Origin of the sequence: Spirosoma validum, from assembly GCF_014699035.1 — a bacterium.
In the GTDB taxonomy this organism is placed as follows: Bacteria; Bacteroidota; Bacteroidia; order Cytophagales; family Spirosomataceae; genus Spirosoma; species Spirosoma validum.
The window spans coordinates 131,396-147,675 of sequence record NZ_JACXAA010000010.1; the positions used below are offsets into that span (position 1 = coordinate 131,396).

The window sequence follows — 16,280 nt, forward strand, 5'->3', positions numbered from 1 at the left end:
GTAAGTAATATGTCTGATAAGAATAAGGCAAAGTGCTTTAACAGCCGACATAACCTAAACTTTGCCGCTGGCTTTCTTATCTGGCTATCTAAATTTACAAAAAATGTTGGTTTCTGATAACAATCCGGCAGTCACGAACAAAAATCAGGTCAGAAACAAATCTGTAGACTGTTTTTCATTACGTTAGTATTGCTTATTTTGCTAAGGTTCACCTGACCATTATGCTGAAACGCTACCTCTATCTATGGACATTGCTGGTTACTGTAGCCTGCGAACCATTTGAGTTGACCAGAAAAAACTTCCCGGTTTGTGCTAAACCTTCGGCCAAAATTGGCTACACGGCTGGTACGTTAGACGTTACTTTTTTCCTGGATAATCCGCAAGGCGACATTGGCGCGGCTGGCTGGGACCCGGGCGACGGCAAAGGCGTAACGCGCGTTGGCTCCCGCGTTACATACATATACGATAAGGCGGGTACCTATACAGTTACGCTCACGATGGCCAATTCGTGTGATGATAAAGTCACAGTTAGTCAACAGATTACCGTCCGTAATTAAGTTCGATGATGCGTATACCCCTCGTTTTTCTGTTGAGTTTGTTGCTGGCCACATCGAGCCTGGCGCAGGAACGTGTTCGTAATGTTCGGATACGGGTTATTGATTCGTCGCAACTCGAAATTCGCTATGACCTGATTGAAATTCACCCTGGTGACTCTGTTTACGTTGACATGGAAAGTCGCTTGCGGGGCGAGTTGCGCATCCTTCCCGAGTTTATACGGGGCGATATTGGTAAACGAGTAACGGCTGGCTCCGACCGACGTATTGTCTGGGACGCCCTGGCTAGTGGATATCCGCTGAATGAAGACATCCGGGCCATCGTATCCGTTAAAGCCGGACCATTAATTTCGTCAGCTCCAGTCGCAACCCAGCAACCAAACGAATCGCCCGCGAAACCAACTGAACCGGTTGCCACGAAGGAATCAAAGTCGGCCGATCCTGAAATGCCTGTTGTTTCGACACCGACAGAGGCCGTGTCTGTCCGAAAGACGCGCTATGCCGGACCTGCCTGGGCGTTATTATCGGCAGTTGCGCCAGGTATCGGTAATATTTTTGTTCAGATGCCGAAGCCAAAAGTGGGCTTACGACCGTTAGTAACCATAGGGTGCTATGGCTTATTGGCGTACGGTTTGTCGGAGCGGCAAAAATCGCACGATGAATATGCACTTTATGAACAACAGAAAAACATGACAGCGGCTGAACCGTATTACACACAAGCCAACAGCCATCACCAGAATTATTACCTGGCTACCAGAGGAGCCATCGTTGTGGCGGCTATCGACGTTATTTTGACGTTCATGAAAGGGTTGCGTAATAATCGGTTGCAAAGAACGCAGGGCTTACAACCTGTTACGGTACGACCGGGGCTTCAGGCTGGTCAGTTAACGGCCGTTGTACATTACTCGTTTTAAGAAATCTATTGAGTAATTGAATGAATGAATTATTTATGCGCTTGTTCCTGCTGATTGGCCTAAGCGCATTGCTTTTAAAAACCAGTTTTGCCCAGCCGGTCGGACAAGGGCCTAAGCCAATGGTTTATTCAGCTTCCAGCGCCTGGCAAAAAGTGATACTCCGGTCAACGCCCGAACCTGGTCCGCGCAGGAGTAGCACGACCAGTACAGCGCCATCTACTACGTTCCGGCCTGCTTTTACGGGTGACTTTGTCACGAATCGAAATCACTGGCGGGCAGGCAATTTCGGCGATTATCACTACCAGATCGGTGTGGGATCGTATAGCGTTCGTAAACGAAATGTACGTACATCCAAAGCCTCGTTTAGCTCAGTTGCATTGCCTCAGGAGATTAATCTGAATCGCGCGGAGGTATTTACAATCAAGCTGGATGTTCTGGCCGATTCGGGGCAGGTTCCGACGGGTGGATTATTGTTTGGGATAAAAGATTCGCTGAATTTTTGTGCCTTCACTACCAATAGCAGGGGCGAAGTATCTATCAAACGGGTAGCCAACGGAGAGACTTTCACCGATTATATGCCTGGGGAGTTTTTCAGGCCGGGCGTACCCATTGATAAAAATCGAAACCGATTAATGGTTAAACGGCGGGGTGAATACCTGTATTTTTTCATAAACGAACAGGAGGTTCGCAGCAGCCCGTACCCATTTCGGATGTTGTCTGGGAATGGCATTGGTTTGACCAGTTCGGGCTATTGGACGTCGTTCCAGAAGTTGACCGTAACGGTGGGGTTATGAAGGCATAGGGGTAAGGGCGTGGAGCAGAGGGCAAACAAACGTGAGCAGGGACCCTCTGCCCCACGCCCTTACCCCTATGCCCTTTACTTTCTCACCTGTTCACCCGATCGATTGATGGTCATAAGCTGGCCATTCAGGAATACGGCTGCCGTGTTGCCACGGAAGGGCGTCACGGCTTCAAATTCGGGTTGGATTACCCATTCATCATCTTCGTTGATATACCCCCAGCGGCCTTTGCTGCGAGCGCGTCGCCAGCCGAGTTCGTCGGTACCCAGCTCGACTTTATCGTAGGGTTTGTTTCCGAACGTCTCTTCATATTTCCCCTGACGGGCATCGGCTGGTGTGGCTGGCTTATAGGTTGGTTCATTAGCCGCAACCATTTCATCTTCCGGTTGGCTACTGGGTGAATTTTCTCGTTTAGATTGAACAGGTACCGACGCCGTTGGTTTAGGGGTAGATTCCTCGGGCGTATCAGTAGCTTCTGTCGTTGACTCGGCGAACGTGGGCTTGGTTTCCGGTCGACTTAGACTCGTTGATTTTCGCTCAGTTGTTTGTTCGGTTTTCCGTTTTGATTTTACAGGTGTATCACTGCGCGAATTGCTGCTTTTAATAAACCAGTAAATAATCGCCAGCAAAGCCAGCGCGAAGAGCACACCGTAAATTCCACTACGATCAGGCTTAATCACCTCAACCCGGACAGTGCTCAACGGATTATTATTTGCGTCGAATAGCGTATAATCGGTTGTCTTCAAAGGTTTTACCCAGCCTCGGTTGGATGGAGACAAACCTTCGCCTAAGTCGTCGATCGTTACAGCCAGCAAGTTTTCTACCTCCCAGGCAAGCGTCACGGGCTGGCCTTTCCCTACGCGAGCGGGCGTCGCCGTAAACGACCGCACAATCGGCGGAGGCTCAGGTCTACTGGGAGCAGTAGGTGTAGGCGTGGGTGGATCTACTTCGACAGTTGGTGGCGAAACGGGAGTGGGCGGGGACACTATTCGTTCGCTAACTGGGGGCTCTACCACCGGCGCAGGCGGTTTCGGGAGTTCCGGCTCCTTATCAATTAATTCGTCGAATATATCGGGCTTCTCCACCGGCAAGGTTACTGGCGAAGGTGCAGACGTAACGGGCGGCTCGGGCTTCGGAGGAGCCGACGTAACGGCTAAACGATGTAAAATAGTGGGCACCCAGCGATTCTTGACAAAGTCGGGAGAGAGCTTTAATGACGTAGCGGCATTAATGATCTGATTTAAATCCTGGTCAATTAAATGAGCCCGAGAAGGCTGGGCCAGTCGGGCAATACGAGCCTGTATGTTTTGAAAGAGAATGCTATTGTTACTGACTTCCTGACTTACCTCATTGGCTCGTTTTAGGGCGTCCGGCAGTGATAAGCCTGCTTGTTGAGCATCCTGGAGATAGCCGTTCGTTCGCCAAACGTCAGGGCCGTCGAGAACAATGGCTTCGCGAAGTCGGTCGATCAGTTCGGTTTCTGTCATAGGGGCAGTAATTCATGATTGGGACATTTGGGTAGACGTCTTCAGGAATGGATAAGCAATTGGTTGCCCATTCCTGAATGCGCCTGACTTACAACTAAACATCAAATTTTAGTCGAACGTCACAATATTACGTCGATAATCCACCGAAATTTTACCGAACTGCGATAAAGCCGACTGTCCCAGCAGCAATGGCGCCTTTGTGCTACGTACTACGTTAGCTGTTACGTTCTCCAGAACACGGTCGCCAATCTGTACCGATTTAAGCCGAATCACATCACCGGGCGAAATATCACCGTTCGCATCCTGAAATTTTGACTGCCCGATAATATCGGTGTCGGTGATGGCGCCTTGTTTGAACATAAACTCCGCTTCGGTAGCCGAAATAGAAATCAAACTGGCTCCCGTATCCAGAATAAACTTCATCGGAACACCATTGACCGTAACGGGTACTTTATAAACGCCCCTATCTTTCTCCATAGCCACTTCCGTCGGCCCAGACCCGATTTGTTTCAGAGTTGGTTTGGGTAGCTCGGCTGAAGTCGGCTTAGGTTTGCTGGTTGTCTGATCTGGCGTATTACGTTTCGATTTCTTCGGCTGATGGCTACCTGAACGTGAGCAACCGGAACAGCCTGACAAGTACAGTGTTATAAATAGTGGTAAAAGAAGTATCGCGAGTCGGGAAGCCATTCGATAAGTAGATAGGTGACTATTGTCCAATTTACCAAAACGGTGGCTGATGGCGCTGTATTGTCTTTAGTAGACGAAGCTTTTAGTTTTTTAGGTAGAACAATGCGTTGAGAATACCTACAAAAAGCTATGAAAATGGTTGTTTGGGTTGATTTTGTCGGTTAGGTTTACCGACGATCTGTTACGTAGCAGATCATTATTAACACCAGAACTACTTCACTACAGAATGAAAAATGAGACGCTAAGCTTTCGCTATCAATTAGAACAAAAAGAACCTCGATTAGGACCAGGGGGTGTTACGCGTGGGGCTTCAGTACGTGAGTTCCCTGCTTCAATAGGCATCGCAGGCGTCTCGCACCTGGAGGTATGCGGGAATTGCACTGGCACGCGAATGCCGCCGAGTGGGCTTATGTGATTACGGGCTCCTGTCGAACCACGATTATTCATCCAGATGGAAACGCTTATATTGATACGTTCGGACCAGGGGATGTCTGGTATTTCCCAAGAGGATATGGCCATTCCATTCAGGGCCTTGGCCCGGATGAATGTCATTTTATTCTCATTTTTGATAATGGCGATTTTCGGAGGATCATACTTTCAGTATAACTGATTTTATCGCGAGCGTTCCCAAAGAAATCATAGCGCAAAATCTGGGGTTATCTTTAGACGAAGTGGACCGGCTTCCTAAAAAAGAAGCTTATTTCGTGTTAGGAGACGTGCCTGATGATCAATCCCTTAAATCGATAGAAAGGCCTTACCCGGAACTTGTCAGCAAACATCGCTACCCGTTGCATGCCCAGCAGCCAAGGCGGGCACCGGGAGGAGGCACCCAGCGTACCGTAACGGTAGACTAGTTTCCGATCAGTACAACCATGGCTGGTTCGATCATTGAACTGCAGCCTGGAGCCCTGCGCGAAATGCATTGGCACCCCAACGCGGATGAATGGCAATATTACCTTTCAGGTACAGCTGAAATGACTGTCTTTCTGGCAGAAGCTACAGCTGTAACGGAATCATTCAATGCGGGCGATGTCGGTTATGTTCCGATGGGTGCCGGGCATTATATAAAAAATACGGGGACTGACGTTTGTCGCATCCTGATCGGCTTTAATAATGGACATTATGAAGCCATTGATTTGAGTGAATGGCTGGCCAGTAACCCTGATGATGTTCTGGCAACGACTTTCGGTTTATCAGCCGACATCATTAAAAAACTTCCCGTAAAAAAACTTTTTATTGCACCACCCACTACGTAATTCCGGCGACAAATGTGATAGAGCTGTTAAAATTCTATTGCATTTGGCGATTCTATTTCTGAAAATCAACTATTTAGTTATCAGGCGTTATTCGTACCGAATCAACGCTTTCGTTTTTACCCGCCAAGCGCCATTTTCAAACAAAGCCTGCCCATCTTTACGCATGGCAATTCGGGTGTAGGAATTTGTGTAACTGTTTTCGCTCTCGCAGGCGGGTTCAATCATATAATTCCGATACGTTAGAAACCGCGCTACACGACCCGGATCGGCTTCGAAACGGAACGTAGCAATCGATGGATCGTCGGCGCTGACGCTGAAGCGATACGCTGATTCGGGGGAAAGCGTATCCGTCTTCTGGGCCATGTCGAATTGGCCATTCGGATCGGGCGGTGGAAAGTAAAACACCTCCGAGCGGTTGCGTTGTGGCAGCGGTTCAAGTGGAGGCAGGGGAGGCAGCGGGGCCAGCGGCTCAACCAAAGCCGCTTCGAGAGTAGCCTCCGACTCAATCGTCGGTTGTCCTGAACGGGTGACAGGCGTGGGTTCTGGTGGTTGAACCGGAGTTTGCTGTTTCAACTGTCGAATAGCTTCTACCGGATCGGCATCTGTACCTAACTCGGCTAGAAGCGACTCATACGCTTTGACTTTTTGCTGATCTGTATCCTGTGGCTGACGGGGTACGTTGGCGGGTTTGACCCGTTGAGCCGCATCCAACGACCTGCTCAATTTTGAATTGTCGAAACGAAGCTGATCGGCTTCTGCTTTCGTTTCTTTATAGAGTAAAAAATAAACCGCTGCGGCACCGCCCAGCAGTCCGGCAATAAAACCTGCAAGTATCATCCAGAATAGTTTATCGTCTGAGGTACCACGTTGACCTGATGGTGCCAGCGCAGAGTTGTCGTTTGTTTCTTCATCACTAACGGGTTGCGTAGCGGCTGGAGCACTCGACGAAGCAACGGAGTCAGGAGCCACTACGTCGCCTGGAGGTAGTAATTCGTCAATTTTGGCTAATATCTGAGTCTGAACATCTGGACTCAACGGGACGCTATAGGGCTTTTCGGCCTTATGAGCGGTATAAAACCGCTTCAGTTGCTTCCGAATGGCTGCGTTCGCGTCGCTAGGCGACATCGACAGAAATTGCTGCGTGTTTTTCAATTCGCTCAGTTCCTGCATTTTGGCACCTACCTGATCCCAACTGCCAACCGTCTTGATAATCAGTTGCGGATCGCAGTCAGCACTGCATTCAACAAGCTTTGTATAAATTTCCTGCGCTTTAGGCTGATTATTTTTGGCAATGTTGGCGAATACAGCTTTGGCCACTTCCTTCGTCAACGTATCGACAGCCGCCTGATTGTCATTCTGCGCGAACGTGAACGTTGCTGATGTCAATAAAGCGATAAGTATTCGAAATGACTTGTTTGTCTGCATAAAATAGTCAATTCAGTGTGGTGATGCCAGTTGTAAGTAACTGACATCACCTTATCCTAATAGCATAAATACTAGCTCGGCTGTGCATTTTACGCCAGCGCATTCGCCATTTTGTTGATAGCTCCAATAAGCGGATAGAAGAACAGCGTTTCCTCAATGGGTGCGCCGAGTGCATCGGTCATGCCGCTGTACTCAGCCGCTACGTCGCTTTCTTTTCGCTGAATGCCGTCCATGAGTGACGTATCCAGGTGCGTTCGCAATTCCTGCTGCGCCACCACCAGTGACTTCGCCGATACGTTCAGATTTCGAACGAAACTAAACTGTTGGTTGACGGCGAAGAAGAAATCAATGAACGCATTCGTTTCTTTCAGCAATGAGTCAATGACTTCCGGCTTCCGTAAATCAGCGTAGGTCAGCGTCGGGAATTCGTCGTTGAACGTAGCCGGATACACGTAGCTAATCGATTCCGTGTCGACCGGACGACTGTTGGAGGGTTGCATCAGGGCGCCTTTACAAGTTACCTCTTTCGGTCCTTTACGTTCATAAAATAACGTGAGTCCGCTGGCGTCGTACGTTTTGTCGTAGACTTTCTCGAAAATCACGCGGGCCAGTTTTCCAAGCATCTGATCGTCGGAACTAATGATTGTCAGCAATTTAGATCCCGTACCACTAAACGTAATGGCCCCTGGAAGACCGATATTTTTGTGCTTCATTAACTGCGCGATGTGGTAGAGTAACGCCGTGAAGAATAGCACAAAAACTACTTTCATGTCTTCATCCTTCGCCAGCATTCCGTTGAACGACAACATACTCTTCGCTTTGACATCGTTGCTTTTCTCGATGGAAAACCAGAACGCCATGATGTCTTCTGACCGGTTCGTATCCAGCATCCGGCGATTGTTATCGCTCAAATTACCTAGGCTCTGACTTTCCAACAGTGTCTGAATCCGGTCGGCGTATTTGCGAACGAAACCATTGTGACTGGCGGCTCCATATTCGCTGAAGGCATCGCCATAAATTGCATTGCCCGCAAACCGGAACGACGTCAGTAATTTCGGTTCGTTACGTTCATAGACGACCACATCTGACGTACCACCACCAATATCTACGTTAATGACGGGCCGGGCCGACGCACTTAGTGTTGGATTCTGCTTGTAGTAATAGAACGGCGCGACCGATTCCGAAACCTCGCGCAGACGTCCCGCTGATCCGCCAATATAGCGGTCGTAAAGCTCCTGCCAGTCCGCGCGAAGCTGACTCACCCGACCGGGCGTCATACTGGCCGGGAAGAACCAGTACACCGTGGTTTGGGATAGATTGCCACCTTCTGTCAGAACTTTGTTTTTGATCAGCATCAGCAATTCTTCCAGGAAAGCTTCTACGCGTCGTTCGGTCTGATCGCTGGTTTTGGCCCATTTCAGATTGGTCGTGATCCGGTTGGAACCTGCCGGTTGCCGCTCAACGTAAAACGGAATATTGAAATCGGCCAGCGCCTGCGTCTGCTGATTAAAGCTCAGGTTCATCGGCTCGGCAATGGCTGTTCGCGTCGGAAAACTATCCGATTTGCCGGGACCGATCGTTGGCGGTACAAACTCCAGATCATACAACACAAACAGCTCGAACAGGGCCGGATTGTATTGCGCTGGAGCCACCAGCGTAGCCACTTGTGGCGTCAGTTCCGCTACGTCGAACGGCCGTGGTGTCTGGCCATCCACACTGTATTCGATGTGTGTGTTTGTCGTGCCAAAATCCACCGAAAACGAGAATTGCTTACTACCGCCGTTATATAGTTGCCAACGGGGAATCAGCACGCCGTTCATGTCCCGACCATCGCCTTTGATATGCGTCTGGATGTATTCGAACTCCTCCCGCATCACGTAATATACGCTCGAGCCGTCGGTATTCTGTTGCCGAACGGTACGTTGATGAATCGATTCGGGCGTGATTTCGGCGTTCGACTGTTGTTTGAAATACGATAGTTGATACTGGTTCTGGCTGTCGAAACCTGACTCGATCAACTCAACCCGGTAATCGGCGGGAACCGTAACCGAACCTGATCGTACAAACGGATAAATGTTGACAGTGAATGAGTTTTCGACAATGATTCCCTCGTTCGTAGCTTCGTTAGGCGAGGTTGAATTACCAACGGTCTGGCTATACAATCGTTCGAACGTAACGAACTGATTACCGGGCTGGTTGGGGGCCGTAACAGGAATGTCGAGCGTTACGTTAATGCCACCGCCCTGCGGCACCATCTTTAACCGAACGCGTCCTGCTAAGAGATCGTCAACGTCGAAGAAATCAAAGAAATCCTTTTTGAGTGGTAACAGAAAGCCCTTATCCGTTGCAGACGTTTGCAGATTACCGTCGAAGAAGCGGCCCCGATCGGTTGGAAACGGTAAGCGAACGAGATACGGTTCCAGAAAATCGCTGACCGTCAGCCAGGGATAGTTGCCCGGTTGGCCCGGCAGAGGCCGTTGATTATCCCGCCAGGATTCGCGGGCGTAGTAGGGGACGGGCGTATTCGAATTCCACTGCGTTTGCGGTACGTAGGTAAACTGCCGGAAAAAGCGATTCTGCAATGCCATCGGACGCGGCAGATTCGGGTTCAACCGAGCGAATTTATCCGACTTGATAATAAAATCGCTGACCTGACTGATTGCGCGCGAGTCCGATTTTTTCTTACGCAGCGGGAACCCAAGTACTTCGACAATATCACCGGGACCTGTTGTCAATTCATCGAATTCCTGATCGAATTTCTCGCGCGTCAGCAACGGTTGCCCATTATGCGATTCGATGTGTTCGTAAAACAGCGTCGGATTTTGCTGCTGCAACAACGCCCGGCTCCGGTTCAGGTAATCGTCGACTTCGCGGAAACGATCGCGGAAATTGGGCATGAACAACTTGATCGCATACCAGAACTTCTGATACTCGATGTCGCGCTGATGAAGCGGACAAACTGACGTATCGAACAGCCGGTCGTTCCCCATCGATACGTCCACCCAGCTTAAGTCATTACCCGAACTGAAAAACAACGTTTTAGGCGACGTACCGCCAACGACCCGGCCCCGGTAACTTAGGATGAACAGCCGCTGAAGCGCATCGAAATTGTACTCGGCCGCATCCTGATCCAGAAATAACTTCAGGGCATCGGCAAGTCGTTTATGGCCCACGCTAGTCGATTGCCGAAGCCGCTCCAGATCAGTCCGGATGTCGAATGGGGTGATCGTTACGTAGGTTTTAAGTTTATCGTAATTGAAAAACAACTCACCCACGTCGAGCGCGTCCGACACGATACGCTGATCGTTCACCGTACCGCTGAGGTCAGGACGGAGGGCAAGGTTCAAAAAGGCCGACCGTACCAAATCCATCCGGGCGAACGGACTCGGAATGGAGGTTGGCTGCTTAACGGTCTGACCGCCCTGGGGGTCACGAATAGCCGCAATCTGGTCGGTGCCCAGGGGTTTGCTAACGTACCAGTGCAGGCCAGGTGTCGGGTTATGTAAACTGAATGTTGTTGGCATAATCTCTTTAATAATCCATCACCTTCGGAAGCTTTTCTTTCACGAACCGGTCGGTGCCTTCTGAAAATAACTGGATAAATTTATCGGCTTCACTGCCGTAGGCTTTTCCTTCAGCAGTTTTGTTCAACGTCTGATCAAAGTCGTCTACGATGTCCAGCTTCACATCCGACTCGCCACCGAACAGGCTTTTCTTTTTGGGTTCGAAGCCCCGAACGGTATGGCCTAAGTTAGCCGCATCGAGCAGAAAGGGTTCAAATGACCGTTTGTTTTCCCGCATTTCCGTAAGCCACTGCCGAAAAGCCGTATCGAAATTTTTGACGCTGGTGAAAAACGACGAATTCAGGAACGATGTCGAAATCTGGGGATTGGCTTTTGCCCATTGTACCGTACCGGCCGCCTGCCGAACGCGTTGGCTCAGATACGTACTGAATAAGGCCATTTTTGAAAGTGGCAGGCTGATGACCTGCTTGGTAGCGGCTGCTAGATTCCCCAACTGAATGCTGATACCATCCTGTTCGATACCAAACTCTTTGTAAACGGGATTGGTCGGACGTCCATTCGTTACGGCCAGACTACTATCATCCATGTTCATAAAGTCAACGATCGACAGTGCGGATGCCATTTCCACAAAATGCGCTTCGTTTTTCTGACCACCCGCACCGGGGTCGTATGTATACGCTTTCGTCTGATCGTCGCCGATGTAATACAGCGCGTTGACGGATGGATTGACGCCTTTCTGGTAATACCCCAGAGCCGCTTTGGTTTTGGCAATGAACGACGCTGGGTCAATCAGTTTGTTTTCGTTGGTTGTCAGGCTGAAATACGGCATCACCGTAACGGCCCCGATTTTCGCGTTCGTCAGAAAGGCCGGATTTGGAATCTGACCAATGGCTTGTGCACCGCGAATATTCTTGAGCAAAATTGGGAAACCGGCGGCACCTGTACCGCCGAAAATGGAACTGACGATGAAAATCCGGTCGTTTGCTCCAAAGTTTTCAGCAAACGCCTGAAATACATCCGAATAACGGAACTGATTCAGTACGGTGCTGCCAATGTTGGGATTTCCGACGAAACCAATGTCCATTTTGGTTTCCAGATTTTCCTCCGAAAACAGTAGACTGGCAAAGGCTTTGGCAGGCGCATCCAGTCCTTCATAGTTGATATAATCCCGGAATTTCTCCTGCTGAACGCCTTGGAGTTCAAAAACATACGTATCGGCGATGGTTGCGTTGCCGCCAATCGACCGGTTCAGCGTCTTGATCTCTGTACTGAAAAAACCTTCAGTCGGTTTGTTTTGGAGACCAGCGCGGATGTTGCCGTATTCACGCAACAGATCTTTGGTACGCAGCAAATCGTCATTGGTCGCGTGAGGGTCCAGCACGATCGGAATAACCTCATCCGTATTATTGAGTTTTACGCCCGACGCCAGCAAAAAAGTCAGGGCTTTCAATACCCGTGAGCCGGTTCCGCCAATGGCGAAGACAAATAGTTTAGCCATGAATGTTTAATTTATTAGGCTCTGTTTTGCCATTCCGACGATAGGAGGAATCTCAACTACCCTGTCAGTCAAACTTGAGATTCCTCCTATCGTCGGAATGGCAAAAAGAAAGGAATTTTATTTTGATGGCCAAAGCATCGGCCGGTGTTTTGCGTTTTTGCTGAAGTTTTTCATCACCATCGAAATGATGAAAAAGATAAGGGCTGTCAGCAAGGCCATTTCAAAGGCATAGCTTAAGAACGTACTAATTCCCTGATCGAACAGATTGCCCTGGTCAGGATCTGCTTCGTCGCGCGCAATTTCCTGATTTGCTTTCTGATAACAGGTTACCAGCGTAATCGTGAACAATAGGAGAGAGCTGATGCCTGTCATCAACAGCCAGTGGCTCATGTCGCTGAAACTCACTTTATTAAACGGCCATATGTAGAAGGCAAACGCTACAATGAAGGCAATGCCAATAGCCGTCCAGGTCATGGGTGACAGCAGTTCTTCCTGATACAGATCTTCCAGCAGGCTGCTGTTTACGAACAGGTTGTAAAAATTATAGAGGGATTCTTCCATGTTGTAGTGAAGAGTGAAGAGTGAAAAATGAAGAATAAAAAGCGGACGCAAACTATTCTTCATTTTTCACTCTTCACTCGATTTTAATTTTTAACGTGAAATATTCGGTTTGGTTGTTGGGATTGTAGGCGCGTTCGACACCTTGTAATAGATTTTCGAGGCCGAAAGTCGAGTTTGCGTCGGGCGATGCGTCGTTGGTTGTGGTTGTATTCGCAATCCAGCGGGGCGGAAACTGGCGACGTAATCGAATCGTGGCGGTACGTTCCCCACGGGCCGGTTTGTCGGTTGAGATCAGTAATTTGTGCGTCGTGCCGTTGGCACCCGAATAGGTCTGTACTGATGTTACCCGGAAATTGTCTTTACCTTCCACAACGTACTGACTGGCATCAGTGAGCAACGAAGCGGGCAGACGTAACGTCGACAAGTCGACAGCAATAGGAACCGCCAAACTCTTATCCGATACGTCAGGCTGTACGTCGGTGAGTTCATGAACCGCTTTCGCGTGGCTCCGTATTTCCTCGTTTGACCGCTTAAAGCGGCCTTTGCGGGCAGGATCGTTTACCAGAATCGAATAAAAAGGCGTCACGGCTTTCTCATCGCGTCCGAAGAACCACGAGTCAGCATAGCCCGGTAGCTGATCAAATTGCCGGATGGTTTGGTACGTTTGATCCTGATAAATTCGCTGCATGGTTTCGTTACGTCCGATCAGACAGAGATAATACGGTCGTTCGCCAGCGTATTTTTTCTTGGCGTTGTTCCAACTGTAATACGTACCGTCGAAGTCGGCTTTGAGTTTGATAACCAGCATGGAATGTGTACTGGCGTATGGATTGAACACCGTTGTGAGGAGGGAACTGGCGGCATCAAGCGTTTTCTGCGCACTCATGCCTGTCAGACTGGGATCGGAATAGATCAGGTCGGAGACCAGAATGCTCAACTCATCGTTCGACGTCGTGCGAAGGATGTCGCTGAAAATCTTCTCGAAATCAGTACTGGTCGTTTTACCTTTCGTTTTGGCAACCGTAAAAATATTTTTCTCCTTAAAAAACTGCGACAGTGACAAGCCTAATTCATTGACTTCGGTATTCACTACGTATAGTTTTCCCTGATTCGGATTGACGGCGTCAAATTTAGTCAGTACGTCGTTGAGCGTTCGTTTGAACGTACCATTGCTGCCGGGCGCATCGTACGGAAACATGCTGGCACTGGCTTCCAGATACAGCTTCATCCGTAGTGGTTTGCTGGAAACAACAGCACCCGACAGGCTGACATTGGGCGTCTTGCCGTCCTTGGCTAATTTGCGATACGTACGATTTTTCTTGATGTAGGCGAGTAGAGCCGATTCTTCGATTTCTCCGTCGGGCGTAATCAAAGCGGCCGTTTTCTTGTCTTTTCCCAGCACTTTGCTTTCCTGACCAATAAAGACACGTAGTGCATCGGCCTCGGCTACGTCGATGGTATTGTCATCCAGCGCATCGCTGATTTTTTCGTCCAGCTGATCCGTTGAACTGGAACAGCCAACAAACCCAAATGTAGTGACAACAAAAAGCAGTAATGAACAGAAACGGGTGCAGATCATGAATGTTTTTAAACGATTAGATAAGCTTTATTAGGTAACTCAAAAAGTCCAAACTTCGCCTGCACTATCTTCCCTCTGGAGGAGTTATCTTTAAATTTTCTTAAATTTCTATACAACGTAACGAACTAGACTGTCATTTTATGTCAATCGGTACCAGTAAACGATAAACGGACGTTTACCTTTGTAGTCTTATTTTGATGACATGACGCTTCGCCACATTGTTTTATTTTTTTTTCTGGCACTTCCCATTTTTCTTCAAAACTGTGCACAGGTGGCTCAGCCGCCCGGTGGTAAAAGGGATACACTGGCCCCAAAATTAGTGAGCAGTGTACCGTCTGTTCGTCAATTAAATTATACTGGCAAAACGGTCGAGCTGGAGTTTGATGAATACGTAAATAGCGAAAATCTTCAGTCGAAAATCACGATTACCCCTCAGGATAGTAATACGTACGTCGTTAAATCGCTTCCTCTTGGCGTCCGGCTGAATTTCAACAAGCCTTTTTTACCAAACACGACCTATACAATCGACTTCGCCGACGGAATCAAAGATATTACCGAACGGAATGTAGCGAAAAATACGAAAGTTGTGTTCAGCACCGGTCCGTCGATCGACTCGCTTTACCTGACCGGTACTGTCGTGGACGATGAAAGTCGGCTGCCGCTATTGGGTTTTGTCGTGGGTCTGTTTGCGTCGACCGATACGTTGCCCATTAACCGAAAACGCCCGCAATACTTTGCTCGAACGGATAGTAGCGGTAATTATCGGATCGAGAACGTTAAAGCCGGACTATATAAAGTTTACGGGTTCGATGATAAGGATTTGAATCTGGTGAACAACACGCCGGGCGAACGCGTCGCCTTCCGCGATAGCGTACTGAACCTGACCCGCAACTATACTGATGTGAATCTGGTCGCGTTTCGAGGATACGGAAAGCCACGAATCAGCCGACGCGAGCGTACCGACGAAACATTAGGTCTTGAACTCAGTAGTGGGATTGCCAGCTATAAAATTCGATACGGTCGGTTTGCGATTACCCCAACCGTATCCACGTCGGCTGTGTCCAGGACGGCCACATCTACATCGGCCGTGTCCACGACTGCTCCTTCGACAACGGCCGTAGCTACCTCGGCTAATTCTACATCTGTAACTTCTGCAACGGTTGCTACGTCGCCCACTGATACGTTGGTTTCGTTTCTGGAAAATCCAAAAATGATTCGGTTGTTTCGGCCAGCCAACCGCGCTGCCGACGATACGTTGCATTTGACGATTATGACGGAAGACTCCGTTGGGAACGTAACGGAATTACGGGAGCGGGTTTATTTTTCTCCCCTGAAAACGAGAGCGAAAAACCGGACTCCGCTAACGATGCAGCTAACACCACCCGCCAATGATCCGATTGACAATAACCTGGAATTTACACTGGTGTTCAACAAGCCCGTATTTCAGTTTAAAACCGATTTAATCATTATTGGCCCCGACAGTACGAAGTCGCTTAAACTGACGCCTGCTAATCTAGAATGGAGCAACAATTCCTCTAGGTTAGTGATAAGACAGAAAACGAATTTGCAGGATACGTTGCTGTTTCGATTGCAGAAAGGGGCATTTATCAGCGTGCAGGGTGATACGTTGGCCCGCTATTCTACGCGGTATCTGATTGCCGAGGAAGATAGCTATGGCTTACTGGCTGGTCGTGTCAGTCCGACAACTATCGGGCCAGCGGGCACAAAGTTCATTGTGGAGTTGCTGGATGAAAAATATAAAGTGTTGCGAAGCGTATACAATACGCCAAACTACAGTTTCGGTCGACTTAAGCCAGGACTCTACCGAATTCGACTGATTATTGATGCGAATGGCAATCGTAAGCGAGACATTGGTAACGTACAGAAGGGAACCCAACCCGAGCGAATTATTTATGCACCCGGCTCCGAAGAGAACGGTTCGATCAGGGTTAAACAGAATTTCGAGCTGACCGATATTGATTTCTGAGATGGTAC

12 protein-coding genes and 1 pseudogene are annotated in these 16,280 nt (G+C 48.9%); 6 read left to right on the top strand and 7 right to left on the bottom strand.

Annotated features, from left to right (window positions below; genetic code table 11):
- Window positions 1–221: 221 nt before the first annotated feature.
- Genes IC230_RS23900 through IC230_RS23910 form a run of 3 tightly spaced genes read left to right on the top strand, consistent with a single transcriptional unit; the run spans window position 222 to window position 2,262 of the window.
- On the top strand, window positions 222–557 hold the full coding sequence (locus IC230_RS23900; RefSeq protein WP_191041585.1) for a PKD domain-containing protein: 336 nt from the start codon (window positions 222–224) through the stop codon (window positions 555–557).
- A gap of 5 nt (window positions 558–562) precedes the next feature.
- Window positions 563–1,468 (top strand): hypothetical protein, encoded by a 906-nt coding sequence (locus IC230_RS23905; RefSeq protein WP_223860809.1) that lies wholly within the window; start codon window positions 563–565, stop codon window positions 1,466–1,468.
- Between the two features lie 20 nt (window positions 1,469–1,488).
- Window positions 1,489–2,262: a hypothetical protein gene (locus IC230_RS23910; protein ID WP_223860810.1), complete on the top strand. Its 774-nt coding sequence runs from the start codon at window positions 1,489–1,491 to the stop codon at window positions 2,260–2,262.
- A gap of 83 nt (window positions 2,263–2,345) precedes the next feature.
- Here the strand turns inward: IC230_RS23910 and IC230_RS23915 are convergent, their stop codons facing one another.
- Together IC230_RS23915 and IC230_RS23920 are read right to left on the bottom strand one after the other, a co-directional pair.
- Window positions 2,346–3,755 carry a WG repeat-containing protein gene (locus IC230_RS23915; protein WP_191041586.1) on the bottom strand — a complete coding sequence of 470 codons (1,410 nt, stop codon included), beginning with the start codon at window positions 3,753–3,755 and terminating at the stop codon, window positions 2,346–2,348.
- 108 nt (window positions 3,756–3,863) lie between these two features.
- Window positions 3,864–4,442 carry a retropepsin-like aspartic protease family protein gene (locus tag IC230_RS23920; RefSeq protein ID WP_191041587.1) on the bottom strand — a complete coding sequence of 193 codons (579 nt, stop codon included), beginning with the start codon at window positions 4,440–4,442 and terminating at the stop codon, window positions 3,864–3,866.
- A 354-nt stretch (window positions 4,443–4,796) separates the two neighbouring features.
- Between IC230_RS23920 and IC230_RS34115 the strand changes: the two are divergent.
- Both IC230_RS34115 and IC230_RS34120 read left to right on the top strand, forming a co-directional pair.
- A pseudogene (locus IC230_RS34115) lies at window positions 4,797–5,048 on the top strand (cupin domain-containing protein); the annotation flags it as partial.
- Window positions 5,049–5,314: 266 nt separating this feature from the next.
- Window positions 5,315–5,698, top strand: a complete 384-nt coding sequence (locus IC230_RS34120) for a cupin domain-containing protein (RefSeq protein WP_223860812.1) — start codon at window positions 5,315–5,317, stop codon at window positions 5,696–5,698.
- An 87-nt stretch (window positions 5,699–5,785) separates the two neighbouring features.
- Here the strand turns inward: IC230_RS34120 and IC230_RS23930 are convergent, their stop codons facing one another.
- The 5 genes from IC230_RS23930 to IC230_RS23950 form a co-directional block, all read right to left on the bottom strand.
- Window positions 5,786–7,123 (bottom strand): hypothetical protein, encoded by a 1,338-nt coding sequence (locus tag IC230_RS23930; protein ID WP_191041588.1) that lies wholly within the window; start codon window positions 7,121–7,123, stop codon window positions 5,786–5,788.
- A gap of 89 nt (window positions 7,124–7,212) precedes the next feature.
- Window positions 7,213–10,647: an acetate and sugar kinases/Hsc70/actin family protein gene (locus IC230_RS23935; RefSeq protein ID WP_191041589.1), complete on the bottom strand. Its 3,435-nt coding sequence runs from the start codon at window positions 10,645–10,647 to the stop codon at window positions 7,213–7,215.
- Window positions 10,648–10,654: 7 nt separating this feature from the next.
- Window positions 10,655–12,145: a hypothetical protein gene (locus IC230_RS23940; protein WP_191041590.1), complete on the bottom strand. Its 1,491-nt coding sequence runs from the start codon at window positions 12,143–12,145 to the stop codon at window positions 10,655–10,657.
- 117 nt (window positions 12,146–12,262) lie between these two features.
- Window positions 12,263–12,706 carry a hypothetical protein gene (locus IC230_RS23945; protein WP_191041591.1) on the bottom strand — a complete coding sequence of 148 codons (444 nt, stop codon included), beginning with the start codon at window positions 12,704–12,706 and terminating at the stop codon, window positions 12,263–12,265.
- A gap of 73 nt (window positions 12,707–12,779) precedes the next feature.
- Complete coding sequence (locus tag IC230_RS23950) at window positions 12,780–14,285, bottom strand: hypothetical protein (RefSeq protein WP_191041592.1); 1,506 nt, start codon at window positions 14,283–14,285, stop codon at window positions 12,780–12,782.
- Window positions 14,286–14,487: 202 nt separating this feature from the next.
- Here IC230_RS23950 and IC230_RS23955 point away from each other — a divergent pair, with 202 nt between their 5' ends.
- A complete protein-coding gene (locus tag IC230_RS23955; RefSeq protein WP_191041593.1) occupies window positions 14,488–16,272 on the top strand; it encodes an Ig-like domain-containing domain in 1,785 nt (594 codons plus the stop codon).
- Window positions 16,273–16,280 lie beyond the last annotated feature (8 nt).